We start from the raw sequence: 24,279 nt of genomic DNA, 5'->3' as shown, positions 1-24,279 counted from the left end.
ACGCCCGTGATCCTGGATCGCTTCCGAGTCGAGGGAAAGGTCGCCGTGGTCACCGGCGCGGGCCGCGGCATCGGCGCCGCGACCGCCGTGGCGCTGGCCCAGGCCGGTGCCGACGTCCTGGTGTCCGCCCGCACCGAGGACCAGTTGCGCAAGGTCGCCGCCGAGATCGAGGCGGCGGGACGGCGCGCCGTGGTCGTCCCGGCCGACCTGTCGGACCTGTCCGCGGCGGCCGCCCTCGCCGACCGGGCCGCCGCGGAGTTCGGCCGCCTGGACATCGTCGTCAACAACGTCGGCGGGGCGCTGCCGCGCGCCTTCCTGGACACCGGCTACGACCATCTCGAGAACGCGTTCCAGTTCAATGTCGGGATCGCGCACGCGCTCACCCGCGCCGCCGTCCCGCACCTGCTGGCGGCGGACGGCGGCGCGGTCGTCAACATCTCCTCGGTGATGGGCCGCGTCGCGGGCCGCGGCTTCCTCGCCTACGGCACCGCCAAGGCCGCCCTGGCCCACTACACCCGGGTCGCCGCGCTCGACCTGGCTCCGCGCGTGCGCGTCAACGCCATCGCGGTCGGGTCGGTCGCCACGTCCGCCCTGGACATCGTGATGACCAGCGACGAGCTGCGCAGCCAGATGGAGGGCAACACGCCGCTGGGCCGCATCGGCGACCCCGAGGAGATCGCCGCGTCCGTTCTCTACCTCGCCTCGCCCGCCGGCGCGTACGTCACCGGCAAGGTGCTGGAGGTCGACGGCGGCATCGACCGTCCCCAGCTCGACCTCGGCCTGCCCGACCTGCGCCCCCCGGCCCCCCAGGAGTCCCGATGACCTACCGCGTCGTCCAGTGGAGCACCGGCAACGTCGGCCGGCACGCCATCGCCGGGATCGCCGGCCACCCCGACCTCGAGCTTGCCGGGGTCTGGGTGTCCAGCCCCGCCAAGGTCGGCCGGGACGCCGGGGAACTGGCCGGGCTCGGCCGCGCCCTCGGCGTGGCCGCGACCGGCGACGCCGACGAGGCCCTCGCCCTGCGCCCCGACTGCGTCGTCTACACCGCGATGGCCGACGTCCGCCTCACCGAGGCCCTCGACGACCTGTGCCGCATCCTGCGCGCCGGGGTGAACGTGGTGTCGAGCAGCCCGGTGTTCCTGCAGTTCCCCGACGGCGTCGTCCCGCCGGAGATGTCGCGGCCGGTGCGCGAGGCCGCCGCCGCGGGCGGCGCGTCGATCTTCGTCAACGGCATCGACCCCGGCTTCGCCAACGACACGCTGCCGCTGGCGCTGACCGGCATCAGCGAGCGCGTCGACGAGGTCCGCTGCATGGAGATCCTCAACTACGCCACCTACGACCAGCCGACCGTCCTGTTCGACATCATGGGCTTCGGCCGTCCGCTGGACGAGACGCCGATGCTGCTGCACCCGGGCGTGCTCACCATGGCCTGGGGCAGCGTGGTGCGTCAGCTGGCCGCCGGGCTCGGCATCGAGCTGGACGAGGTCACCGAGTGGCACACCCGCGTCCCCGCCCCGGAGACCTTCCAGATCGCCTCCGGCACGATCGAGAAGGGCACGGCGGCCGCGCTGCGCTTCGAGGTGCGCGGGCTGCGCGGGGGCCGTCCGGTGGTCGTGCTCGAACACGTCACCCGTCTGCGCGACGACCTGGCCCCCGACTGGCCCCGGCCCGCCGGGGCGGGCTGCTACCGCGTCGAGGTCCGCGGCGAGCCGAACTACACCCTGGACCTGCGGCTCCTCGGCACCGACGGCGACCACAACACCGCCGGCCTCAAGGCCACCGCCATGCGCCTCGTCAACGCCGTCCCCGCCGTCGTCCAAGCCCCGCCCGGCCTCCTCACCGCCCTAGACCTCCCCCTCATCACCACCCGCAACATCACCCGATGACCTCCCCCAACGCGACCAACAGGCCACCGCCCCGCCTGCCGGTCACGTCGAACACGGATCATCCGTTGTTGCCGCTTGTCCTGCCCACCTCTCAGTGGACCGGGGCAGCATGCCCGTCATGCGGCGGGTCGCGGGTTGCTCACGGAGATCAAGGTCAAGCCCGTCGTCGGGCGAGGGAACCGGAACGCCCCCTGGACGAGAACCGGATCAGCGAGCGGTGGCTGCTCGGCCCGGACGCCGAGGGGCAGGCGGAGGAGGGGGGACCCGAGAGGCTCCTCCCAGCAGACGGGTGACATGAACGCCAAGGCGCCCCGCCCGGAGCAAAGCTCGTCCAGGGCGGGGCGCCGGGTGTGCACGACCGAAGAGGGAGCCGAGGCGGACGGGGATGTCTGTCTCGGTCGTCCACTAGAGCGGGAGCGGCAGCACCATGGCGTCGAAGTGAGGTGCGTCCGGGTATGGTTGCAGCTTGCCCACCTTCCGCCAGCCCCACCGGGCGTACGCGGTCTGCGCTGAGGTGTTGTTCTCGCGGACTAGCAGCGTCGCCCGTTCCTCCTGGCGGCCGCGTAGCAGTTCGTCGTGCAGCGCGTGCGCCACACCCTTCCCCTGCCACTCGGGCACGACCATCAGCTCGTTGAATGCGAATGTCCGCGTGCCGGTCTCGACCGTGAACCCCTCCTCGGGCGTCTGCATGGTCAACCCTTCCCACCACCGCGATGTCTGCGGGAGTGCGTACCCGAACGCCTGTCCGACCGGAGAGCCGGACACGTAGGCGACGACGATCTCGAACCCGGGCGCCTTGAGGTAGCCGCGGACCCGCTCGGCGAACCGCTCGGCCGAGTAGAACGGGTTGTCGATCACGTCCGCGTGGCTGGCCTCGTACAGCGGCACGATCACCTCGTCGAGGATGGCCTCGGCTGATGCGGCGTCATGGCGGGCGAAGGTCAGGTCGGGGCGCGTGGTCATCGGTCTCCTGTCGTGATCGCGAGCATCTCGTACGCTTCCCGGATCGCTGGCCGGCGGGCGTCTTTCGGAGAGGCCAGAGCCAGGGTGCTCAATGCGGTGCGCAGAAGCAGACCGTCCGCGCTGCACTCGACGGGCAGCCGCTCCAAGGTGCGCACCATGTGCTGCGCGCCCGTGTCGACGTCTCCGGCTCGGATGAAACAGCCCGACCGGTGCAGCTCGATTTGGCTACGACCCTGGTAGTTCTCCTCGGGGTAGAAGGTGAGCGCGGTGTCCTGGGCTTCGGTGGCCTGCTTGACGTCCCCTGCGAGAGTGTGAACGTGGCTGGCGACGTGGTACAAGCGTTGCTCCGACCAACCCCATTGCGTTGACCGGTCGTCACGTACAGAGTCGGGCAATCCGTCGAAGACTCTCTTGAGATTTTCCAGCGAGACTTTCGCCTCGTCGTGGCGGCCCCATGTGGCCAGCGCCTGCGCCTTGGCCGCGTATCCACTGGCGACGCCGGCGCACGGTGTACCGCGCCCGATCTCGATCGCCTCCTCGGCTACCCGGAGGATCGACATGTTCGGTCGCGGCTCATACAAGGAGAAGACCGCCTGGCGCCCCCGCATCAGAGATGCGAGAGGATGATTCCCCGACTCGTCAGCGGCACGTGCGGCGGTGCGCCACCAGCGGCGCGCGCCACGCGGATCGCCGAGGTTGATGAACGTGATCGCGGTGAGTGCGGCGAGCTTGGCGGAGGAAACCACAAGCTGTTTTCGCATGGTTCCTGATGACTGTTTGACGAGGACCTTGATCTCGTCGAAGTCCGCCAGCAGTTCGGGGAGAAGCTGGGGGGCGGGGAGAAGCCCCACTTCGTAGGCGTAGTCGTAGGCGACCCGTTCCCAGGCGTCGGCGTCGCGCTCGGTGGGCTCGGAGGTGAGCGCGCCATTGAAAGCAAGGCGAAGGGGCTCGGCCTCCTCTGCGAGACGCCTCGCAGCGGCGGCTCCCATCAGGGCAAGGAAGATGCGACGTCTCAATTCGTCCTCGGCGAAGTCGGGGCCCAATAGCCTCACGCTACCCGCCTGCCCGCCGGGCGTCCTCGCCGCCGGGTCAGCCACCTGATCCGACGAAGGGCGCCTGGTGGGCACCTGACCTGGCGATTCTGGCGGTTCGGCCGAGAGTGCTATCAGTTCCCCGTCCGCGCCGAGGAGCTGGTCAAGCCGCTCGACCAGTTCGGGCGATGGGCGCTTCACCCCGTTTGCCACCTTCGACAGGTGCCCATTGTCGCAGGGCACCATGGCTGCCAGTCTGCGCTGGCTGATCTGTCGCTCGGCCATGAGCGCGCGCAGCTTCTCGCCGAAGGTCATCGCTTCACCTGTACCCGTTTTGTCTCGGGATGCCGTGCTGTCCGGCGGCTGCCCACCTGAATGGACAGCGGACAGCGGGTTCCAGCGTAAGCAGGGGTGCGCTTGCATGAGGGCTGCGCGACGAAAACGGCCCCCGGCCCGCTGCGGCAACAACGGGGAACTCCAGGGGCTTTGCCGGACGAAAGGGGACGGACTGCCATGAGCGTAGCTCAGGCGATAACGGCGCTCGAAGAAGCGTTCCCCGGTTGGGAAGTCCGCCTGGACGGCGACCGGTGGGTGGCTGAGCGTGTCCCTTCTGGCGGCGTTCGGCTGGGTGCTTTGGTGGTCACCGCCGTGTCGACGCCGTCGGCCCGGGAGCTGCGCGCGGCTCTGGAGGTCTTTACGCGCACCGACGCGGAGATCCTGCTGCGGAGGCTCGCCGAGGCGCTGCGTCGGCGCGGCCATGGGGGTCGCGTGCGCGGTACCACGCTGACGATTTGCGATCCGCACGGCGGTGAACGCGTCATCACCTGCAGCGATGGCAAGTACCGGTCCGACGGCGGCTGGCCGATCGGGTCTGTCGCCGACCTGATCGACCGGAAACTCATCAACCACGGGCTCGGGCGGTCGCGATGACGCCCGGCAGGCGGTGGGCACGCCGACGCCGTTGGCGGGGTCATGGCGGCGTGTCCACCTCCGCCTCCCCGCAAGGGGAGCGGCGGCGGCGCGTACGGCGGTGGGCAGCTCCCGTCCCCGCCGCCGCCTCGCACGCCACGGGGGCGTGGACGGTCTGGGCATCGCGGCCGGACATGCTCCCGTGGTGGGCCAGTCGTCCGGACGTGTGTCCGGATGCCTTACCGCGCGCGTTACTTCCCCCGCCGCGCGCGGTTCCCGGCGGGCGGCCACGCTCCGCGTCGCCCGCCGCCGCACGGCCCGGCCCTGGCTGGGGTGGCCCGGCCGGGCCGTGCGGCCTTCCCTGGCGTTTCGGCGCCACCCCTCAAGCGAGACGACCCCGGGCCGCTGGGCCAACAGCGGAGACCCCGGGGCCTCGCCGGACACTGACTGGGAGGTCCGACTGTGGATCAGTATGACCGATTGACGGCGCTCGCCGATCAGCTGGCCCGGAGCGGCGTGAAGGTGGCCGGACTGCTGGTCGCGACGCCGAACGCGTCCGACACGATCACGTGCCGGGAGCGCGAGGACGACGGCGACCGCCTGTGGTTCTTCGCGTCCGACGGCACCCCCATCATCGAGGCCGACGACGAGCACCTCGACGACGCCGCCATCCTCGTCCTCGGGCACCTCGCCCGGTGCGCCGAACACCCCAAGGGAGTGCGGTGACCGTGCCGCCAGCGCCCGCGGGCCCGGTGAAGTGGGATACCCACGCCGTCACCACCTACCTGCGGCGCCGGTACCCACGGGTGCAGGTGTGGTGGAGCGAACCCAACCAGGCGTGGATGGCGATCGTGCTGCGGCCGACCAGCCACCCGGTCGGTGACGAGTTGCTCGAAGCCGTCACCCCGGCCGAGCTGGAGCGGCGCCTGCAGGCCGCCGGCGTGCGCCCCGTCCGTCCGCAGCAGGCAGCCCCCACCCCCGCGCAGCATTCGGCGCCGGACCGGTCGTCGCCGCCGAGGCCCGCGTTGCGCCCGGTGTACGGGCGTCACGAAGCACCCCGGCCGCCGTGGTGGCGGCGGGTGGTCGGCGCGTTCGTTCAGCTCGACGACAACGAGTGGTGAGCCGGGGCGGCGCGCGGTGGACACGATCCCGTGCAGCCCCGCGCCGCCGCCCAGACCACCGCGCCTCCGGGCTCAACGTGACCCCACCCCCGGGGCGCGGTGCCGGACGGCGGGGCAGCCGGAGACAGCGCGGCCGGCCGTCCCGCCCGGCGACCCGAGGCTGACGGGGCGCGCCTCGGGACCGCTGGCACCAGCCCTCACAGAGCGCGCTGGCTGACGAAGGTGATGACGATGAACGCTCGGTCGGTTGTGTCACCGATGCCGGATCGGTGGTGGGTCAGTGTCCTGGAGTTGAGTGACGCCTTCCAGGTCGAGATGGAGCGCAGGGACTGCGAGCGCGGGCTGTGGTGGGGCAACCAGGTGGTGGGCCGGGCGTTGCGGCACGCCGGTGAGCCGGACCGGTGGGCCGCCGTCGGCCGCGACGAGATCCCCCTTCCCGACCACTCCGCGGAGGGTGCCGACAGGTTCTACGTGTCGGCCGAGGCCGCGCTGATCCGGGTCCGCGACGCCTGGCGCCAGCGTGCCGTCACCGTCTCCGAGGTCTTCGGCGAGGACTACTGGATCGAGCCCCGGCACGCGGCCGGGGTGGAGTCGCTGTGGCTGGGCCGCATCCATCTCGGCTACATCCGGCCCTGCACCGATGGCACCTACGAGGCGTTCACCACCAACGACGACCGGATCGAGCCCCGTGCCGTCGGGACCCGAACTCATCCCACTCGGGAGGAGGGGCTACTGGCCGTGCGCGGCGCGTGGCGCACCCATCTGCGCCGGATCCTGCGCGTCCAGCCCCCTCACTCGCCCCGTTGAAGCTCTCCAGGCCGTGTGCCTGGAGTGGAAGTGCGCGGACCAGCCGCGCCCCGATGGCTCATGGAGGAGCCATGACCCTCACCGTCGAACCGGCGGCCCAGACCGCCCCGCCCCGCAGCCCCCGGGGGCTGCTCGACTACGCCCCCGGCCTGTTCGACAAGCTCGCCGCCTACGTCGCCAAGGACCTGGCGGTGACCCTCCCGTACGCCGAGCAGGTGATGGAGCAGACCCTCATCTGGCTGCAGGCATGCGCCGACAACCCCGCCCAGCGCGTCGGGATGTCCGAGGCCGTCGACCACGGCTGGCACGCCTTCCTGCTGCACTCGCAGGAATACACCGCGTTCTGCGACCGGATGTTCGGCCGGTACCTGCACCACGTCCCGCCCACCCCCGGCCAGAGCATGACCGCCGAGGAGATCGACGCGACGCTGCCCGCGCTGCGCGCCACCGGCTACGCGGTCGACGAGGAGTTCTGGAACGGCCCCGGATACGGGTGCTGCCCGCCCGACCCGTGCGTCCGCGCGGTGCCCGCCAAGTGCGGCGGCGACACCGGCGCGCCGCCGCCCGCCGTGTCCCGGCCCGCGGACGCCTGATCCCCTGGCAGGCTCTCGCACATGGCCGAGTTCACCCGGACCGAACGCGTCGACTGGGAGGGCCTGCCGCTCGCGCTACGCGAGGCCGTAGCCGAGCAGGTCGGTCCCCCGGCCAAGGTGGAGACGATCGTGGAAGGCCGCCGCACACCGCTGGTCGCCACATTCACCACCCGGTCGGGGGACCGCCTGTTCGTCAAGGCCGCCCCTGACTACGGCACCCGCGCCGGCGAGCAACTCGCCCGCGAGCTGGCCATCGCGCCCTACGTCACCGCCATTGCGCCCGAGCTGCTGTACGCGGTGAAGGCGGGCGGGTGGCGGCTGGCGGCCTTCGAGTGGGTCGACGGCACCCGCGCCAACTACATGATCGACTCACCCGACATCCCGAAGGTCCTGCAAACCCTCGCTGACCTCGACCGCCTCCAGGTGCCCCCGGACGTCCCGCTGATCTGGTTCGAGCGCCGCTGGTCCAGCTACGCCCCCGCGGGGCGGGAGCTGACCCGGTTGGCCGGCCCGGCGCTGCTGCACACCGACATCAACCCCACCAACCTGCGGATCGGCCCGACGGCGACGCTGGTCGACTGGGCGGCGGCCAGCCGCGGCGCGCGCTTCGTCAACCCCGCCGACTTCGTCATCTGCCTGATCGCCTCCGGTCACCCGCCACGCGACGCCGAGGCGATCGTGTCCGACCTGCCCGCCTGGCGTGACGCCGATCCGCTCGACATCGACTACTACGCGCGCACCGTCGCCACGGCGTGGCTGCACGCGTTCTGGAACCTGACCAACCCCTGGGCCAAGGCGGTCATGCACGCGGCCCAGCAGTGGGCCATGCACCGCCACGACCAGACTTAGGGACGGCGAACCCTCCGGCGGCGTCCCGAGCCAAGCACCCTCTCCCGAGGAGGGGCGCACGGGTGCCGCACCCTTCGGGAGGGGCAGTGTCGAGACGGCCTCTCCGGACACAGAGTCGCGGTTGAACCGGCGCCGCCGTCAGCGCCGCCGAGCCCGTCGCCGTGTGCGCCGACACGGTGCTGATCCGCAGCGTCGAGGGGGGCCGCGCGCATGCACCCGCCACTTCGCCGCCCAGGCGGCCGGGGGCGGTGCTCGCCCTCATCGAGGGCTGTGCCGCCCTCAGACCGTGAACGGCGGGCTCAGAAGGAGGACGCGCCGCCGTTGCGGTACCGCCTCGGGAGCCGGGACGAGTCGAGCCGCTCCGGCCTGGCCGGGGGCGCGACCGGATGCTCGGGGGGCGCGACCGGGTGTTCGGGGGGTGTGGGCGGCGGTGATGGGGGCTCGGTTAGGGAGACGAAACCGTCCTGCACCAGGGTGGCCAGGTCTGACATGACCGCGAAGAGGCCGCGTCCCAGGGTGAAGGCGATGTCGCGCGGGGTCCGCCGCCCGTTGACGCGGCCGAGGACCTCGCGCCGGGCCGGGTCCACGATCTGCTCGGGTTCGGCCCGCACGACTCGCGGCCTGGACCGCACGGTCAGATCCAGGACGCGCCAGCCGTCGGCCACCTCCAGCCGCCGCGTGATCTCCCGGACCAGGCGGTCGGTGTCCAGCCCGGGCTCCACCGGCACCAGCGGTCCGGGCGTGCCCGCGTCGGCGGGCTCGACCGTGCAGGTGCGCACCCCGGTCAGCGCCATCGCGAACAGCGCGTCGACGACCGCCGTCCGGGCCAGCACCTCGACGCCGACCTCGCCGAGCAGGCCCCGCTCGACCAGCTCGTCCGGCAGCCGTCCCGCCGGAGCCGCCGCCGCGAACGCCCGCGACCACTCGGGCTCGGCGATCCGGCCCGACCGCAGCAGCAGCGACTCGGGACCGGGCGCGGCGGGCGTGGCGGCCGCGACGATCCGGCCGTCCCGCATGGTCACCGTGCCGCCCGGGTTGCCGTCCAGGCGCAGAGTCCCCGAGAAGCGCTCCTGGCCGCGACGCCTGAGAGCCGAGATCAGGATGCCCGACGGCCTACCGGCTGCGGCGCCCGCGGGCGTGATGGGAGAAGCGGTCACGTCGTCACTTCCAGCCGAACGCAGCTTGGTGATTGCTGACGGTAGCAACATCATGCCAGGGTCCCCGGCTCTGTCAGGCACAGGACGAGGACGAACCCCGCGGACGAAGACAACTTTCGGTGCCGGAGCGAACCGGGTGGAAAATAACGTTTGCGAAATGCCCCGATCTTCCTCGCCGGGAGTGTCATAGATCGTTACGTTGTCTTCCGGCACTGCTGGGTGGTCCGGTTCAGAGGGGGTGGAAGACCGATGAACATCGAAACCGCGCTCAAGGAGACGATGGCCATCGACGGGGCGCTCGGGGCGGCACTGGTCGACTACGACAGCGGGATGGCCCTCGGCACGGCCGGCGGCGGCGACCTCGACATGGAGGTCGCGGCGGCCGGGAGCACCGAGGTCGTGCGGGCCAAGAAGCGCACCCTGGAGTCGCTGAGGATCAGCGACTCGATCGAGGACGTCCTCATCACGCTCGACCACCAGTACCACCTGATCCGGCTGCTCGCCCACGGCGCCGGCAGCAGGCTGTTCCTCTACCTCGTCCTCGACCGCGAGCGCGCCAACCTGGCCCTCGCCCGCCACCACCTGCGGCGGATCGAAGGCGAACTGAGCGTCTGAGGCGACGGACATGACCAACGAGGCCGTGCTCACCGAACTGCAGGCGCTGCGCGAGCAGGTGACCGGCGTGTCCGACGCCGCCGTCGCCTCCTCCGATGGGCTGCTGGTCGCCTCCGACACCGGCGAGGTCCGCCCCGACGTGCTCGCCGCCCTCGCCGCCGCCGCGCTCGGGCTGAGCAAGAGCGCCGGCAAGGAGGTCGGCATGGGGGAGCTGCGCGAGGTGACGATCCGCTGTGCCGGCGGACACATCGTCGTCTACGCGGTCCGCGACAAGAACCTCCTCGTCGTCCTCGGCGACGAGGGGCTCGACATCGCCCACCTCCACCTGCAGTCCCGCCCCGTCGTGGACCGCCTCGCCAAGCTCCTCAACCCCGCCTGAGGCGTCCGGGGTCGTGTGATTCGCTCGGCAGGAGCTGATCATCGTGCCTAGGCTGTCGGCGTGCGTCGAGACCCCTCCCTCACCTACCAGGGTGCGCTGAAGATCCTCGGTCAGTACGACCGCTCCCGCCTGGACAAGCTGAACGGGCTTCTCGGCGGCATCATCCTCGGGACCGGCGTCGCCGCCGCCACCGGGACGCCGCTCGGCGGCCTCGCCGCCATCTGGGGCTGGGTCGACCAGAAGAACGAGGCCACCTCGCTGGTGCGGCGCATCCTCGACGCCGCGTCCGACCGCCTGAACGACACGGCGGGCCACGAACGCCATCAACTCATCGCCGCCGCCCACACCACCCTCGTCGGCGCCGCGTTCTTCGAGGCGCTGGAAGAGCACCTGGGCAGGGACGCGCTCAGGCGCCTGGCCGTCACCGAGGCCGAACGCCGCGCCCTGACGCTCGGCGACCGCCGCCACGTGCGCGAGGACCTGATCACGGACCTGTACGAGGGGTCGGTGCCCGTGCCCTCGCCCACGTGCGGTTTCGAGGAGAACGTCGAGCACGTGCGGCTCTGGATGGGCCGGATCCGGCGGCGGAGCCAGGAGTTCTTCGGCGGGCTGGCCGCCTGGGAGACGGTCGGCCGCCCGCTCACCGACGCGTTCGTCGAAGCGGCGGTGGAGCGCTACCGCTCGCACTACCTGCGCATGGCCGCCACCGTCCCGGAATTCCTCGTCTGGGCGTCCCTCGGCGAACACGCCGCCACCCGCAGCGGCGTCCGCGACCTCCGCGACGACATCGAGGCGGCCTTCACCGGCCAGAACGCGGCGTTGTCGCGCCTGGAATCGCTGCTGCGCCTCATGGCCGCGCCCCGTGAGGAACGCGATCTGTGCGCCGTCCTGCATCGCGCCAACCGTGGCGCCCTGGACGAGCACATCGTCTCGCGCGACGCCATGCGCGCCAGCCCCGAGCTGACGTTCCCCACGCTGCGCGAGGCCTTCATCAACCCCCGCTACCGGCTGGGCGCCGAGGGCGTGGACACCCGCGCCGCCGACGAGTCGTGGTGGAGAGAACGCCCCGTCCACGACGACATCGACCTACTGCTCACGGCCCACCTGACGGCCCCCGACGCCACGCGCCGCCCGCTCTTGCTTCTGGGGCACCCGGGCGCGGGCAAGAGCCTGCTGACCAAGATGCTCGCCGCCCGGCTCCCGCCGTCGGGATACACGGTGGTGCGCGTCCCGCTGCGGCGCGTCGACGCCGAGGCGCCCGTGTACGACCAGATCCAGCAGGCCCTCGACCAGGCCACGCACCGCCGGATCAACTGGTGGGAGCTGGCCGACCAGAGCGCGCCCACGATCCGCGTCGTCCTGCTCGACGGGCTGGACGAACTGATCCAGGCCGCCGGAGACCGGGGCTCCTACCTGCTGGACGTCCTCGACTTCCAACGTCGCGAGGCCGAACAGGACCGTCCCGTGGTCGTCATCGTGACGTCCCGCACGGTCGTGGCCGACCGCGTCCGCATTCCCGGCGGAACGCCCGTGGTCAAGCTGGAGGACTTCGACGAGGAGCAGACGAACGCCTGGATCCGCATCTGGAACCGGGCCAACGCCGCCGCGATCGATTCCGGACGGGTCCGTGCGCTGACCCCGGAGACCGCGTCGGCTCAACCCGAACTGGCGCGCCAACCGCTCCTGCTGCTCATGCTCGCGCTCTACTGCGCCGACGCGTCCGTCCCCGCCCTGGAAAGTGACGTGTCGAACGCCGTCCTCTACCGGCGTCTGCTGGAGACCTTCACCCGTCGGGAGGTCGCCAAGACGCTGGCCGGAAAACGCCCGGACGTCATCGAGGAGGCGGTGCGCGACCAGCTCTGGAGGCTGGCGATCGCCGCGTTCGCCATGTTCAACCGGGGCCGGCAGGACGTCACCGACGCGGAGCTGGGCGCCGACCTGGCCAGCCTCGACGATGCCTTCTCGGGCTGGGACCGACTCGACGAACTCGGCCAGCGGATCATCGGTCAGTTCTTCTTCGTGCACACCTCCGAGGCCCGCACACACGGAGCCGACAGCCGCCGCAGATCCTATGAGTTCATGCACGCCACTTTCGGTGAGTATCTGCTGGCGGCGCAACTGGTCGAGACGCTCGCCGAAATCGCCGACGTGGCGTTCGCCGGGCGCCGCGGCCCCCGCGATCCCAACGACGACCTGCTGTACGCCCTGCTGTCCCACCAGCCCCTCAGTGACCGGGCGACGGTGCTCGTCTTCGCCGGGCAACTGTTCCAGGAACAGAGCGAGGACACGCGGAAACGCATCCTGCACACACTGGGAATCCTCGCGGCCGGGTATCGGCAACGGCGGGACTCAGGACGATACGCCGCGTACCGTCCTCTGCCCGTTGACGACGTTCGGCAATTGGCCGCCTATTCGGCCAACCTCGTCCTGCTGCATGTCTTCCTGTCGTCTGATCGTGTCCCGCTGGACCGGCTGTTGGGAGGCGTCGACGATCCCGTGGCGCTGTGGCGCTCCACGGTCTCGCTATGGCACGCCGGCCTCGGCCGTTCGCATTCCCTCCTGCGAGTTCTGAAGCACGAGAACGGGCTCGTCGGCGTCAAGGCGGGGGCCGGCCGGCAGAAGCCGGAGTTCGACCACGCGCGGCTGATGGCCGATCGGGATCTCCAATCGCGGTTGCTTCCCGGAGTCGCCATCTACGACGGGTACATATCCGTGCACGCGGGTCGTTGGGAAGAGGTGATGCTTTCGTCTCTCCTCCGGCTCGTCGCTCCCGACGAGGACGGCCGGCGAGGCTTGGGGCTCCTATTGTTCCGTCCGCCGGAGGGAACGCCCCCGCGCGTGGTCCAACGAGTACTCGATCTGCTCGCCATGGTCGTGAAGCTCCGGGCCGGTGAGCTGACGCTGGGCAGCGCCGTCAAGGTCGCGCGGTGGGCGCTGGCCAACTGTGCGCCCGGCGATTTCGACGGCCACGCCTTCGCCGCCTTGGTCAAGGTGTACCCGGAACTGCTGGACGAGGTTCCCGAGCTCCGCGACCCCGCACACTACTGGAACGCGCACGGTGCGGCGCTGATGTTGAGATCGGCCATCGCCGGCTCCGGTGCGGACGCGGCCGCCAGGCTCGCCCGCCTGTGCGACGACATCGAGTCGGTCCAGCGTGGCCGCTGGACCGACGATGCCGACAAGTTCGACCACATGTTCCGCGGAGTGCTGTCCGCCCACCAGCTGTCGTGGCAGAGGGAGGTCCACGTGGCGATCGTCGACGACGAGGACGGCGCCTCAGGAGGTGAGTAGGCCTTCGCGGTGGGCGAGGGCGGCGGCCTGGGTGCGGCTGGCGACGTCGAGTTTGGCGAGGATGTTGGAGACGTGGACGCTGGCCGTCTTGGGGGAGATGAACAGGGTCTCGGCGATCTGCCGGTTGTTGCGGCCCTCGGCGACCAGGCGGAGGACCTCGCGTTCGCGGGCGGTCAGCGTCGCGAGCGGGCCTGAGGCGGCGGCGGGGGACGCGGCCGCGAGGCGGGCGCGGGTGCCGAGGTCCGCCAGGGCCTTCCGGAGCGGGCGGGCGCCCAGGCGTTCGGCGACCGTGACGGCGGAGCGCCATTCGGCGGCGGCCTCGTCGCGGGCGCCGTGTTCGACCAGGGCCTCGGCGAGGCGCCAGCGGGAGCGGGCGACCTCGTAGACGAAGCCGCCGCCGGGCGTGCCGTACTCGAACGCGGTGACGGTGCGGCGCCACAGCTCCGGGTCGTTGGCGCCGCGGGCGCGGGCGTGTTCGGCCTCGGCGCGGGCGAGCCAGGCGCGGCCCTCCAGGCCCAGCCAGGCGCGGGGGCCGCCGTCGAGCGTGGTGGACGCGGCGGTCCGGGCGAGGGAGAGCAACTCGTCGGCGGCGTCGCAGCGGGAGCCGAGGTCGGCGTGGGCCCACAGGCCCGTCGCGGCGATGCGGATGCCCGCGGCGTCGGCGGGGCGCATGTCGTCGAGCACGGCGGCGACGTGGTCGAGCGCGGCGGCCGGGTCGCCGTCCCACAGGGCCCGTTCGGCGGCCAGCCCGCGGGAGATGTAGGTGAGCAGCTCGTCCTCGCCCCACAGCGGTTCGAGCCAGCGCATCCGTTCGGCGGCGGTGTCGTCGCCCTGCGCCACCTCCAGGAACAGCGCGTACGCCGACACCTGCGCCTCGGCGGGGCGGGTGACCCGGATGCCGAAGTCGGCGGCCAGGCGGGCGGCGTGCGCCCACTCACCGGCGGTGTAGTGGATCAGGTAGCGCAGGCACCGCAGGGCCGCCCCGTAGGAGGACCAGCCGAGGCCGTTGTCGAAGGTGAAGCGCACGGCCTCCTCGGCGGCCTCGGCGGCGCCCGCCAGGTCGCCGCGGTCGAACCGGGCCCGCGCGTGGTGGAACGCGGCGCGCAGCGCGACCTGGTAGTTGCCCGCCCGGACGGCCAGGTCGCGGGCCTGGGCGAACAGGTCCTGCGCCCGCAGGCGGGTCTCGCGCTCCTCGCGGTAGAGACCGAGCGACACCAGGGCGCTGGCCTCGGCGTCGGCGGCGCCGGTGGCGCGGGCGGCGGCGATGGCCTCCTCGGCGAGGGCGGGCAGCTCCTCGTCGTGCCTGCGGTACCCGGGGTTGTTGTGGACCCTGACCAGCAGGGTCCGGACGTAGGTGGCCAGGGCGGCGGCCCGTTCCGGGGTGGGCGGGTCGGCGGGGAGCATGTCGACGGCCTCGCGGGCGGTGTCGGCGGACTCGATGTCCATGTCGAGGTCGCCCAGGTAGTACGCCAGGTTCTCGCGCAGCAGCACGCCGAGCCGCCGGTCGGCGGGGTCGGCGGTCTCCAGCAGCCGGCGCAGCCGGGACACGGCCCGCCGTGCCTCGCCGGACCGCCCGCACGCCCGCACCGCGGCCAGCGCGAGCCGGACGCGGTCGGTGCCCGCCGCCGTCTCGGGGTCGGGCACGGCGTCCCACAGCGACAGGGCGCGGTCGTAGTGCTCCAGGGCCTCGGCGGGCGCGCCCACCCGCTCGGCCTCGCGTCCCGCCCGCACGGACGCGGCGAACGCCACCGGCAGGTCGTGCGCGGCCAGGCTGTGATAGGCGAGCTCGGCGGCCGACCCCGAGTCGCCGCCCAGCAGGGCGGCGAACGCGGCGTGCAGGCGGGTCCGCTCGCCCGGCAGCAGGTCGGCGTACACGGCCTCGCGCAGCAGCGCGTGCCGGAAGATGTAGCCGTCGGCGCCGTCGGGCACCAGCAGCCGGTGCGAGACGATCTCCCGCAGGGCCGCGCCGACCTCGGCCTCGTCCAGCCCGGACACCCGGCGGACGAGCTCGTCGCCCACACGGCGCCCGGCCACGGCCGCGACCCGCACCACGCGCTGGGCGTTGTCGCCGAGCCGTTCGACGCGGGCCAGCAGCAGGTCGGCGAGCCCGGCGGGCAGTTCCTCGCCGGTGCGGGCCGCCGCGTACAGCTCGGCGGCGTAGAACGGGTTGCCCTCGGAGCGGGCGTGCACCCGTTCGGCCACGTCGGGGGGCAGGGCCTGGCCGGCGGACAGCGCGGTGAGGAACGCGGCGGTCTCGTCGGGGGCGAAGGGACGCACTTCGACGGCCGACACGTCCGGCAGGCGCAGCAGCTCGGCCACCACGGGACGCAGCGGGTGCCGCCGGTGCAGGTCGTCGGAGCGGTACGTGCCGACCAGGCAGACCCGTTCGCGTTGCAGCACCCGGCTGAGGAAGGTCAGCAGGTGGCGGGTCGACCGGTCGGCCCAGTGCAGGTCCTCCAGCACCAGCAGCACCGGCCCCGTGCGCCCCAGCTCGCCCACCAGGCCGAGCGTGGCGCCGAACAGCTGCTGCTGGCCCAGCTCGGAGGCGTCGCCGGAGTGGCCGTCCCCGTCCGGCAGGAGCCGTTCCAGCACCGGACGGGACGCCAGCGCCGCGCGGACCGCCTCGCCCTGCCGGGGATCCCGGGCGGCCCGCCACAGCGCGTCGACGAGCGGCAGGTACGGCATGCTCTCGCCGAGCTCGGCGCACTGCCCGACCAGGACGGTGCCGCCGCGGTCGCGCACGACGCGGGCCAGCGCGCTCACCAGATGGGTCTTGCCGACCCCGGCGTCCCCGCTGACCAGCACCGTCGCGGCGGTCCCGGCGGCGGCCCGGTCCAGCGCGGCGGTCAGCGCGGCCAGCTCGGCCCGCCTGCCGATCAGCACGCTCTCGTCCCGCCCGTCGTCCGCCACACCGCGAGTATGGCATCGGGGGAGCGGTGGCCGGACCGCCGGAACCGTGGAACGCCCGGACCGGCCGGTCCGGGCGTTCCACGGTTCCGGGAGGGGTGGTCAGCTCATCAGGGCGGCGGCCAGTTCCGACTCGCGGGCCTGGGCGGGCACCGCCGGCTCGGCGGTCTCCTCGGCCTCGGTCGCGGCCGCGGCGGCCGGGCGGGGCTCGGCCTCCTCGGGCGGGAGGAGCCGGGCGTACATGCGCAGGGTCTCGGCGGCGATGCGGCTCCAGGAGTAGCGGGAGTGGGCGCGGTCGGCGGCGGCGATGGCGTACCCGTGCCGGGTGGTCTCCTCGGCCAGCAGGCGCCGCACCGCGCGGCCGATCTCCACCGGGCGCCCGGCGGGCACGTGCAGCCCGGTGATGTGGTCCAGGACGCTGTCGGCGTTGCCGCCGACCGGGGTCGTCACGACCGGGACGCCGCAGGCCATCGCCTCCAGCGCCACCAGCGGCGACGGACGGTCCGGCGACAGGCACAGCACCAGGCGGGCGGTGCGCAGCAGCTTGGGCAGGGACCGGCGCGGCATCCGGCCCAGGAAGATCACCCGGTCGGCGACGTGCAGCTCCTTGGCCAGCATCCGCAGCCGGTGCACGGCCGTGTCGTTCTCCAGCTCCTCGCGGGCGGGGCCGCCCGCGATGGCCAGCTCGGCGCCGGGGACGTTGACCAGCGTGCGGATCGCGGTGGCCACGCCGCCGTCGGTCAGGTCGCGGCACACCGTCACCAGGCGGGGCCGGTCGCTGCGGGGCAGCATGGGGCCGGTCTGGCTGAAGTGGTCGCCGTCCACGCCGTACGGGGTGACGCCGATCCTGGGGCGGGGCACGCCGAGGCGCACCAGCGCGTACGCCTCCTGCTCGCTGCCCGCCAGGACGGTGTCGGCGCCGCGTCCGAGCGCGGCCTCCAGACGGATGCGGGCGGGGTGCACCGCCCGTCCGGCGCGGCGCTCGACGGTGCCGAGCCCGTGGTAGGACTGCACGAACGGAATGCCCAGTTCCCTGGCCACCGCGCAGGCCGCCAGCCCGCCGATCCAGCCGTGGGCGTGCACCACGTCGGGGCGTCCGGCGCCCGACCAGCGCCGCCGCAGCTCGTCGGCGACGTCGCGCACGTGCTGCAGCAGGTCGTGCTCGGCCAGCGGGCGCGCCGGTCCGGCCTCGATCAGCCGCAGCGTGGCCCCCGGGCCGAGACGCGTCCGCTCGCGCGTCGCTTCGTCATAACGGCGCGCGTACACGGTCACGTGGTTCTGCTGGTCGCCGCCGGGCACCGGGCGCGCCAGGGCGCGGGCCAGCTCACGGACCACGGACGCGTGGGTGTGCTCCCCGTTGAGGACGGACATCGAGACCAAGGCGATGTTCAGGGAGCTTTTCATGACACAGACCTCCGAAGGTTCCACGTGGCGCAAACCTGGAGGTATCTGCGTCTTAGACACCCGCTTGTGATGGTCCTTTTCCGTCGCGCGCCAGGATCAAACCTCCGATCCGCGTGACGCACGAAACAGATCCCATGGGAGACATGTGGGGATCATGTGACGTCCGGGGGCGCGCTCCGGGTGCGGAAAGCCCTCTGACCTGGCGTGGAAGGTTCAAAGCACGGGAGATCGGCGGTAATACTGGACCACTGTGTGTGCAGATCTCGTTTGGTACGTGGCCTACGGGTCCAACCTGGCACGGGACCGGTTCGCGTGCTACCTGGCCGGTGGGCGCCCCGAGGGGGCGATGCGCCACTACACCGGCTGCCGGGACGCCCGGCCCGCCCGCGACGAACGACCGGTGACCCTGCCCGGCGGCGTCTACTTCGCCTTCAACTCGCTGACGTGGGGCGGCGGCATGGCGTTCTACGACGCCGAGCTGCCGGGGCGCACGGCCGCCCGCGCCTACCTGGTGACCCGCGAGCAGTTCTGCGACGTGATGGCCCAGGAGATGCGACGCGAGGCCGGTGAGAACCCGGACCTGTCGCAGGCGCTGGCCACCGGGCGGCAGCGGGTCGGCCCCGGGCACTACGAGACCGTCCTGAAGGTCGGCGAGCGGGACGGGCACCCGATGCTCACCTTCACCGCGCCGCACGGCGCGGGACGGGCCGTGCTGAACGCCCCGTCCGCCCCGTACCTGACCATGCTGGCGCGCGGCCTGCGCGACGCCCACGGCTGGAGGACCGGCCAGGTCGCCGCCTACCTGCGGGCCTGCCCGGGCGCCCGCGACGTCTGGTCCGAACCGGCCATCGCCGCGCTGCTGCGCCGCGCCGACACCGCCGCCGCGGCGTCCGCGCCGCGCGTCGCCCTCCAGGCGATGTTCTCCGCGTTCCGGCCGGGGCCGGGTCTGCCGCTGGAGCCCGCCGCCGGATAGCGTCGTCGCCATGAACGTCGGCGACGTGGTGGACGACTTCGAGCTTCCGGACGAGACGGGACGGCCCCGCACCCTCAGCGGCCTGCTGGCGGACGGCCCCGTCGTACTGTTCTTCTACCCGGCCGCGATGACCGCGGGCTGCACGGCCGAGGCGTGCCACTTCCGCGACGTGGCCGCCGAGTTCGCCGAGCTGGGCGCGCGCCCGGTCGGCGTCAGCGGCGACCCCGTGGACAAGCAGAGGGCGTTCGCCGACAAGCACACCTTCGGCTACCCGCTGCTGTCGGACACCGACGGCGCGGTGCGGGCCCGCTTCGGCGTCCGGCGCGGCCTCGCGCTCGCGCCGACCAGGCGGCAGACGTTCGTGATCGACACCGACCGCCGCGTCCTGGAGATCGTCAAGAGCGAGATCCGCATGAACGTCCATGCCGACCGCGCCCTCGCCGCCCTCCGCCGCCGCGCCGCCGCCTCCTGACCGCCCCGTGGGTCCGGTGGCCGGCGCCGGCCACGCGACCGTGCAACCACGGCGGGCCGCGCCGCGTCAGAACCGCATGCGGCCGAGTGCGTTGATCGTCACCGCGATGGCGGCGCTGGGCGGGCTGGCGGGCTGCGCCCCGGGCGGGGGCGAGGTCGCCTGCCCGGCGATCCTGGTGCGCGAGGGCGTCGCGCTCAGGGTGAAGGCGCCGCTGGCGGGAAGGGCCGAGAGCGCCACGGTCACGGTCTGCTGGGACGGGCGGTGCCGGAACAGCGGGGACCTGGAGCTCATGCCGTCCACCGTCGCGGTGCCGCAGGACTGCCCCAGCGGGCCGCCCGACGGCAGCTGCGGCGCGTCGGCGAGCCCGACCGGCGACGCCGGCGCCTTCTTCGACCTCAAGGGCCTGCCGTCCGAGCCGGTCGAGGTCGCCGTCGTGCTGCGCGACGGCGACGGCGGGAAGCTGTTCGACCGGAAGGTCACCGTCACGCCGAAGGGCCTGGGCGGGGAGTGCCCCCAGCCTCCGCACACCGCCGTCGTCGCCGACGGCGCGCGGCTGGCCCCCGGCACCTGAGCGCGGGCGCCCCGGGTCAGCCGGGCAGCTCGGGCAGGACGATCGCGGACGGGTGGTCCGGGTCGTGGAAGATCTCCTGGTGGGCGGGCAGCATGCGGGTGGCGGTGCCGATCGGCTCGCCCGTGCCGGGGTTGCGCGCCACGCGCGGGTAGGCGCCGCTGCACACCTGCACGCGGACGCTGTGACCGCGGCGGAAGCGGTGACCGGCGGGCCACAGCTCCACCGCCACCCGGCGCACCCCGTCGCCGTCCGGCTCGGGCGTGCCCGGCACCAGCCGCCGCATCCCCTCGCACAGGTTGAGCGACGTGCCGTCCGGGGCCACGTCGCACAGCCGCACCACGATGTCGGTGTGGGCGCGGTCGGACCGGACGAACAGGTCGGCGGTGACCGGCCCGATGATCTCCAGGTCGTCGTCGAGCGCGGGCGAGGTGTAGGTGAGCACGTCGCGGCGCCGTTCCAGGCGCCGCTGGTCGGTGACGGGGTCGGCGCCGCCCAGCAGCGTCGGGCCGCCGAGGAACGGGGTCGGGTGCGCGGGGTCGTACCGGTACCGGTCGGGCGGCGACTCCGGCGGGCCGTCCGGCGCCAGCGCCGCGCCGGGCCGCAGGTGCCAGCGGCGGGCCCGCATGCCCGGCACCGGCCATTCGGGGAACTCCCGCCACTCGTCCGCCCCGGTCACGTACAGTCGCACCGGCTGCTCGCGCAGGCCGGACGGGTCGTCCAGCAGGTGGGCGCGGAACCAGTCGAGCGCCTCGGTGATCGATCCGCGCATCATCCGCTGGTCGGCGTGCGTCCACGGGCCGATGGTCAGGTAGGGGCGCCGCCCGGCCGCGCGCAGCGCCGCGTAGTCCTTCAGCTGCCAGGGCAGAAAGATGTCGTACCAGCCGCCGGTCATGTTCACCGGCGCGGCGACCCGCGAGACCGTGGGGCTGAAGTCGCGCCGGTCCCAGAACGGGGTGTCGGGGCCGTGCACCAGCAGGTCCTGGAAGAACCGCTGCGGCGCCCCGGTGGCCAGGGTGTCCAGCTCGGCGAGGGGACGGCCGGACAGCGCCGCGCGGCGGGCCCGGCGCGGCGACAGGAATCCGGCGGTCAGGCCCGACAGCGGGCTGCTCAGCCGCGCGGTCAGGTCCACCCACATCAGCGTCGACTCCAGCGCGAAACCGCCGCCCAGGTTGATCGCGTCGCGGAACTGCGACGCGGTGACCTGCATCGACAGGGCGCGCAGCTGCGGCCCGGCCTCGGCGGCGACCGCCCACTGGACGTACCCCAGGTAGCTGGGGCCGTGCATGGCGAACGTGCCCCCGAACCAGGGCTGGCGCTTGAGCCACTCGACCGTGGCCAGGCCGTCCTCGCGCTCGTCCAGCGGCTCGAACACCCCGCCGGAGCCGAACCCGCCGCGCACGCTCTGCACCACCGCCTGGAACCCGTGCGAGGCGAACGTCTGACCGCACATCAGCCCGAACGGCCCGCGCCGCCCGTAGGGGGAGCGGACCAGGATCGTGGGCGGGCGGTCGACGCCCTCGGGGGCGTAGTGGTCGGCCAGCAGCGTGACCCCGTCGGCGGCCGGGACGGGCAGGTCGCGGCGGACCGTGACGCGGTGGGGGCCGTTGGGCAGTCCGAGCGCCGAGACCCCCAGCCGGCGCACCACTCCCAGATTCACCATCCGACCGATCGTAACCGCGGGTCAGCCGGTCCTTCCCTCCGAGAGGCCCCCCTCGGCTCCGGCACTTCACTACGATCAGCCCTTATCGGGATCGGTGCGACATGTCGCGCATTTGCCGCGCACCGGTCATTTCGCAGGTCCATCCGGTCCGGCCGGTCCGCCGGACGTCCGTCCACCAGAGGGAGAGAACGCGCGCTATGCCTGACTCACTGGAGTGGGGCTCGGTCATCGCCGCCGCCGTGATCATGGCGGTCGCCGTCGTGGTCGCCATCGTCCTGCGCATGCTGTCGGGACGGCTGACCCGGCGGGCCGGGGACACCCGGTGGGCCTGGGACGACCTGGTCGCCCGGCTGCTGCACGACCTGGCGCTGCCCCTGGCGGTGCTGGGCGGCGCGTGGCTGGCGGCCAACGTGCTGCACATCACCCCGCGCACCCTGGACATCACCGGCCGGGTGCTGACGGCGGTGACCGTGCTGGTCGTCGCGCTGGCCCTGGCGCGGATGTGCGCGGGCGTCGTCGCCTCGATCGCCCTCGGCCGGCAGGGCACGGCCGCCAACGTGACGATCTTCGCCAACATCACCCGGGTGGTGGTGCTGGGCGTCGGCATGCTGGTGATGCTGCAGACCCTGGGCGTGTCGATCACCCCGGTGCTGGGCGCCCTGGGCGTCGGCGGCCTGGCCGTGGCGCTGGCGCTGCAGGACACCCTGGCCAACCTGTTCGCGGGCGTGCACGTGCTGGCGTCCAAGACCATCGAGCCGGGCGACTACATCAGGCTCAGCAGCGGCCAGGAGGGCTACGTCGTCGACATCAACTGGCGCAACACCTCGATCCGCACCCTGTCGGACAACATCGAGGTCATCCCCAACCAGCGGTTCTCCGACACGATCCTGACCAACTACCACCGCCCCGCCCAGGACATGAGCCTGATCATCGGGTGCAGCGTCGCCTACGGCAGCGACCTGGAGCAGGTCGAGAAGGTCGTCGTCGAGGTCGGCCAGGAGGTCATGGCCGAGGTGGAGGGCGGCGTCAAGGACGCCGAGACGCTGGTGCGCTTCCACACCTTCGGCGACTCGCGCATCGCCTTCAACGTGATCCTGCGCATCGACGAGTTCGGCGAGCAGTTCCGCATCAAGCACGAGTTCGTCAAGCGCCTGCACCGCCGCTTCCGCGCCGAGGGCATCGAGATCCCCTTCCCCATGCGCCGCGTCCTCCTGGACACCGACCACCCCGGCGACCTCCTCACCGCCCCTCCCGGACAGCCGTGACGCCTCCGTGCGGGGACGGGCCCGGTGCCCGTCCCCGCCGGAGCCGATCAGGAGGTGGCGCGGGTCAGGAGACGAAGCGGACGTCGGGGTGGCGGGGTGACGGCCCGTCCAGCAGACGCCCGGGACGCCCCAGCAGGTGACGGTCGAAGAACGCCGTGACGTAGGCGCGCTGCGACGTCATGATCCGGGCGGGGTCGACGGTGCCGATGAAGTCGCGCCGCACGTCGGCGGGGACGTACACGGACGGGTCGACGTCCGGGAGGATGTCCTGCAGGTCGGTGTAGGTGTAGTGGGAGCCCTCCGGGACGTTCAGGTCGCGCTTCCAGCCGGTCGAGCGGTCCCAGAACGCGCCCCAGGACGGGGAGGTGCGGTGCGTCTGCGGCTCTCCGCCGGTGGCCGCGCCCATCAGCATGAACGGCCGGTCCACCCCCTTGCGCGCGGCCTCCATGAGGTCGCCCTCGGCGTACTGCATGGTGCCGTCCATGTCGATCCCGGCGTCCAGCCGGCGGTCGCCGACCATCGTCTCGGCCGCCTGGATGCCGCCCGCCGAGTGCCCGAACATGCCGATCCGCGACAGGTCGAGCATGCGGCCGAGGCCCCGGGGCAGCGCGCGTCCCTCGGCGTCGGGGTTGCGGCCCGCCGCCAGCTCCTCAAGGGCGTCCATGACGAACCGGGTGTCGGCGACGCGCGTGGCCATGGCGGTCTTCAGGCGTTCCGGCCCCTGCTCGGGCAGCCGCGCGGCCTCCACCCGGCCTCCGGGGAACTCCACCAGCGCCGCCTCGTAGGTGTGGTCCATCGTGACGACCACGTACCCCCGGCTGACCAGCTCCTCGACCACGGCCGTGCCGAGCCCGCGCAGCGTCCCGAAGCCGGGGGAGTAGAGCACCACCGGGCGGCCGCCGAGCCGCAGGTCGGGCGCGGCGGACTCGAAGGCGTGCGTGCGGGCGCCCGCCCAGTCCACGCTGCCGGGCGGGAACATGCCGAGCACGGTCTCTCCCGCCAGCGCCCTGGCCACCCCCGGACGCAGGTACGGCGCGACCGTCCCGCCGCCGCCCGACGGATACCAGACGCTGATCATCAGTTCGCGCGTGCGGCCCTGCACCCACGGGTCGGGACGGCCGTGGTCGACCAGGTGCAGCTCGGTGGTGCCGACGGCGTGGCGGCCGGTCGGGCGGGGCAGGTCGAAGCCGGCCGGGGCGGCGGCCGACGTCCGCGCGGCCGTGGCGCTGGTCCCGCACGCGACGGTGAGGGACAGGGGCAGGGCGGCCACGGCCGTCAGCAGGCCGAGCCGCCGGAAAGTCCTTGATCGCATGCGCCCAGCCTGGCGGGACGGGGCGCCCGCGCGGCATGCCCGAACGGCAGCCCCGCCCCCTGACTTTCGTCAGCCCGCGCGCCCCTTCACCGGCCCGCACGACCTCGCCGGCCT

Annotated in this window: 22 protein-coding genes; 15 read left to right on the top strand and 7 right to left on the bottom strand. The window is 73.0% G+C overall.

Annotated features, from left to right (window positions below; translation table 11 throughout):
- Positions 1 to 6 precede the first annotated feature (6 nt).
- Both ABD811_RS04075 and ABD811_RS04070 read left to right on the top strand, forming a co-directional pair.
- Entirely contained in the window at positions 7 to 822 is an 816-nt protein-coding gene (locus tag ABD811_RS04075) for an SDR family oxidoreductase (RefSeq protein ID WP_344940861.1), read from the top strand.
- Positions 819 to 1,886, top strand: coding sequence for an NAD(P)H-dependent amine dehydrogenase family protein (locus ABD811_RS04070; RefSeq protein WP_344940858.1), 1,068 nt, complete (start codon positions 819 to 821; stop codon positions 1,884 to 1,886). The genes ABD811_RS04075 and ABD811_RS04070 overlap by 4 nt, the downstream gene beginning before the upstream one ends.
- Before the next feature lie 405 nt (positions 1,887 to 2,291).
- On the opposite strand, the gene ABD811_RS04065 is transcribed toward ABD811_RS04070, so the two are convergent.
- Together ABD811_RS04065 and ABD811_RS04060 are read right to left on the bottom strand one after the other, a co-directional pair.
- Positions 2,292 to 2,849 carry a GNAT family N-acetyltransferase gene (locus ABD811_RS04065; RefSeq protein WP_344940855.1) on the bottom strand — a complete coding sequence of 186 codons (558 nt, stop codon included), beginning with the start codon at positions 2,847 to 2,849 and terminating at the stop codon, positions 2,292 to 2,294.
- The gene (locus ABD811_RS04060) at positions 2,846 to 4,195 is read right to left on the bottom strand and encodes a helix-turn-helix domain-containing protein (protein ID WP_344940851.1); all 1,350 of its coding nucleotides are present in this window, start codon (positions 4,193 to 4,195) and stop codon (positions 2,846 to 2,848) included. Before ABD811_RS04060 ends, ABD811_RS04065 begins: the two co-directional genes overlap by 4 nt.
- Positions 4,196 to 4,393: 198 nt before the next feature.
- Between ABD811_RS04060 and ABD811_RS04055 the strand changes: the two genes are divergently transcribed.
- From ABD811_RS04055 to ABD811_RS04030, 6 genes are all read left to right on the top strand, one after another.
- Positions 4,394 to 4,810 carry a hypothetical protein gene (locus tag ABD811_RS04055; RefSeq protein WP_344940848.1) on the top strand — a complete coding sequence of 139 codons (417 nt, stop codon included), beginning with the start codon at positions 4,394 to 4,396 and terminating at the stop codon, positions 4,808 to 4,810.
- 441 nt (positions 4,811 to 5,251) lie between these two features.
- Positions 5,252 to 5,515 carry a hypothetical protein gene (locus ABD811_RS04050; RefSeq protein ID WP_344940845.1) on the top strand — a complete coding sequence of 88 codons (264 nt, stop codon included), beginning with the start codon at positions 5,252 to 5,254 and terminating at the stop codon, positions 5,513 to 5,515.
- Positions 5,512 to 5,910 carry a hypothetical protein gene (locus ABD811_RS04045; RefSeq protein WP_344940843.1) on the top strand — a complete coding sequence of 133 codons (399 nt, stop codon included), beginning with the start codon at positions 5,512 to 5,514 and terminating at the stop codon, positions 5,908 to 5,910. Before ABD811_RS04050 ends, ABD811_RS04045 begins: the two co-directional genes overlap by 4 nt.
- 291 nt (positions 5,911 to 6,201) lie before the next feature.
- Entirely contained in the window at positions 6,202 to 6,717 is a 516-nt protein-coding gene (locus ABD811_RS04040) for a hypothetical protein (RefSeq protein WP_344940840.1), read from the top strand.
- A 71-nt stretch (positions 6,718 to 6,788) separates the two neighbouring features.
- Positions 6,789 to 7,310 (top strand): glycine-rich domain-containing protein, encoded by a 522-nt coding sequence (locus tag ABD811_RS04035; protein ID WP_344940838.1) that lies wholly within the window; start codon positions 6,789 to 6,791, stop codon positions 7,308 to 7,310.
- Positions 7,311 to 7,331: 21 nt separating this feature from the next.
- Positions 7,332 to 8,159, top strand: coding sequence for a hypothetical protein (locus tag ABD811_RS04030; RefSeq protein ID WP_344940835.1), 828 nt, complete (start codon positions 7,332 to 7,334; stop codon positions 8,157 to 8,159).
- Positions 8,160 to 8,458: 299 nt separating this feature from the next.
- On the opposite strand, the gene ABD811_RS04025 is transcribed toward ABD811_RS04030, so the two are convergent.
- Positions 8,459 to 9,316, bottom strand: coding sequence for a DUF4388 domain-containing protein (locus ABD811_RS04025; protein WP_344940832.1), 858 nt, complete (start codon positions 9,314 to 9,316; stop codon positions 8,459 to 8,461).
- Positions 9,317 to 9,565: 249 nt separating this feature from the next.
- Between ABD811_RS04025 and ABD811_RS04020 the strand changes: the two genes are divergently transcribed.
- The 3 genes from ABD811_RS04020 to ABD811_RS04010 are packed head-to-tail and all read left to right on the top strand — an operon-like array spanning position 9,566 to position 13,601.
- On the top strand, positions 9,566 to 9,931 hold the full coding sequence (locus ABD811_RS04020; protein ID WP_344940829.1) for a hypothetical protein: 366 nt from the start codon (positions 9,566 to 9,568) through the stop codon (positions 9,929 to 9,931).
- A 10-nt stretch (positions 9,932 to 9,941) separates the two neighbouring features.
- Positions 9,942 to 10,310 (top strand): roadblock/LC7 domain-containing protein, encoded by a 369-nt coding sequence (locus ABD811_RS04015; protein ID WP_344940826.1) that lies wholly within the window; start codon positions 9,942 to 9,944, stop codon positions 10,308 to 10,310.
- Between the two features lie 60 nt (positions 10,311 to 10,370).
- Positions 10,371 to 13,601 (top strand): NACHT domain-containing protein, encoded by a 3,231-nt coding sequence (locus ABD811_RS04010; RefSeq protein WP_344940823.1) that lies wholly within the window; start codon positions 10,371 to 10,373, stop codon positions 13,599 to 13,601.
- On the opposite strand, the gene ABD811_RS04005 is transcribed toward ABD811_RS04010, so the two are convergent.
- Entirely contained in the window at positions 13,587 to 16,511 is a 2,925-nt protein-coding gene (locus ABD811_RS04005) for a helix-turn-helix transcriptional regulator (RefSeq protein ID WP_344940819.1), read from the bottom strand. The two genes, ABD811_RS04010 and ABD811_RS04005, sit on opposite strands and share 15 nt — an antisense overlap.
- 99 nt (positions 16,512 to 16,610) lie before the next feature.
- Positions 16,611 to 17,912, bottom strand: coding sequence for a glycosyltransferase (locus ABD811_RS04000; RefSeq protein ID WP_344940817.1), 1,302 nt, complete (start codon positions 17,910 to 17,912; stop codon positions 16,611 to 16,613).
- 274 nt (positions 17,913 to 18,186) lie between these two features.
- Here ABD811_RS04000 and ABD811_RS03995 point away from each other — a divergent pair, with 274 nt between their 5' ends.
- The 3 genes from ABD811_RS03995 (at position 18,187) to ABD811_RS03985 (ending at position 19,928) form a co-directional block, all read left to right on the top strand.
- Complete coding sequence (locus tag ABD811_RS03995; RefSeq protein ID WP_344940814.1) at positions 18,187 to 18,885, top strand: histone deacetylase; 699 nt, start codon at positions 18,187 to 18,189, stop codon at positions 18,883 to 18,885.
- Between the two features lie 10 nt (positions 18,886 to 18,895).
- Positions 18,896 to 19,357, top strand: coding sequence for a peroxiredoxin (locus ABD811_RS03990; RefSeq protein WP_344940811.1), 462 nt, complete (start codon positions 18,896 to 18,898; stop codon positions 19,355 to 19,357).
- 106 nt (positions 19,358 to 19,463) lie between these two features.
- Positions 19,464 to 19,928, top strand: coding sequence for a hypothetical protein (locus ABD811_RS03985; RefSeq protein ID WP_344940808.1), 465 nt, complete (start codon positions 19,464 to 19,466; stop codon positions 19,926 to 19,928).
- Between the two features lie 16 nt (positions 19,929 to 19,944).
- Here the strand turns inward: ABD811_RS03985 and ABD811_RS03980 are convergent, their stop codons facing one another.
- Positions 19,945 to 21,588, bottom strand: coding sequence for a CocE/NonD family hydrolase (locus ABD811_RS03980; RefSeq protein ID WP_344940805.1), 1,644 nt, complete (start codon positions 21,586 to 21,588; stop codon positions 19,945 to 19,947).
- A 197-nt stretch (positions 21,589 to 21,785) separates the two neighbouring features.
- Here ABD811_RS03980 and ABD811_RS03975 point away from each other — a divergent pair, with 197 nt between their 5' ends.
- On the top strand, positions 21,786 to 22,853 hold the full coding sequence (locus ABD811_RS03975) for a mechanosensitive ion channel family protein (RefSeq protein ID WP_344940802.1): 1,068 nt from the start codon (positions 21,786 to 21,788) through the stop codon (positions 22,851 to 22,853).
- Positions 22,854 to 22,917: 64 nt separating this feature from the next.
- Here ABD811_RS03975 and ABD811_RS03970 read toward each other — a convergent pair whose 3' ends face one another.
- The gene (locus ABD811_RS03970) at positions 22,918 to 24,165 is read right to left on the bottom strand and encodes an alpha/beta hydrolase family protein (protein ID WP_344940800.1); all 1,248 of its coding nucleotides are present in this window, start codon (positions 24,163 to 24,165) and stop codon (positions 22,918 to 22,920) included.
- Between the last annotated feature and the right edge of the window lie 114 nt (positions 24,166 to 24,279).

The sequence above is a fragment of the Actinomadura miaoliensis genome (assembly GCF_039536785.1).
GTDB lineage: Bacteria > Actinomycetota > Actinomycetes > Streptosporangiales > Streptosporangiaceae > Spirillospora > Spirillospora miaoliensis.
This window is presented reverse-complemented; position numbering and strand designations above follow the sequence as displayed.

Excerpts from the sequence above, each read along its gene's own strand:
- ABD811_RS04060 (WP_344940851.1), bottom strand. The coding sequence starts at position 4,195 with ATGACCTTCGGCGAGAAGCTGCGCGCGCTCATGGCCGAGCGACAGATC.
- ABD811_RS03970 (WP_344940800.1), bottom strand. The coding sequence starts at position 24,165 with ATGCGATCAAGGACTTTCCGGCGGCTCGGCCTGCTGACGGCCGTGGCC.
- ABD811_RS03980 (WP_344940805.1), bottom strand. The coding sequence starts at position 21,588 with ATGGTGAATCTGGGAGTGGTGCGCCGGCTGGGGGTCTCGGCGCTCGGA.
- ABD811_RS04035 (WP_344940838.1), top strand. The coding sequence starts at position 6,789 with ATGACCCTCACCGTCGAACCGGCGGCCCAGACCGCCCCGCCCCGCAGC.
- ABD811_RS03985 (WP_344940808.1), top strand. The coding sequence starts at position 19,464 with ATGGCGGCGCTGGGCGGGCTGGCGGGCTGCGCCCCGGGCGGGGGCGAG.
- ABD811_RS03975 (WP_344940802.1), top strand. The coding sequence starts at position 21,786 with ATGCCTGACTCACTGGAGTGGGGCTCGGTCATCGCCGCCGCCGTGATC.
- ABD811_RS03990 (WP_344940811.1), top strand. The coding sequence starts at position 18,896 with ATGAACGTCGGCGACGTGGTGGACGACTTCGAGCTTCCGGACGAGACG.
- ABD811_RS04065 (WP_344940855.1), bottom strand. The coding sequence starts at position 2,849 with ATGACCACGCGCCCCGACCTGACCTTCGCCCGCCATGACGCCGCATCA.
- ABD811_RS04015 (WP_344940826.1), top strand. The coding sequence starts at position 9,942 with ATGACCAACGAGGCCGTGCTCACCGAACTGCAGGCGCTGCGCGAGCAG.
- ABD811_RS04070 (WP_344940858.1), top strand. The coding sequence starts at position 819 with ATGACCTACCGCGTCGTCCAGTGGAGCACCGGCAACGTCGGCCGGCAC.
- ABD811_RS04000 (WP_344940817.1), bottom strand. The coding sequence starts at position 17,912 with ATGAAAAGCTCCCTGAACATCGCCTTGGTCTCGATGTCCGTCCTCAAC.
- ABD811_RS04020 (WP_344940829.1), top strand. The coding sequence starts at position 9,566 with ATGAACATCGAAACCGCGCTCAAGGAGACGATGGCCATCGACGGGGCG.
- ABD811_RS04055 (WP_344940848.1), top strand. The coding sequence starts at position 4,394 with ATGAGCGTAGCTCAGGCGATAACGGCGCTCGAAGAAGCGTTCCCCGGT.
- ABD811_RS04030 (WP_344940835.1), top strand. The coding sequence starts at position 7,332 with ATGGCCGAGTTCACCCGGACCGAACGCGTCGACTGGGAGGGCCTGCCG.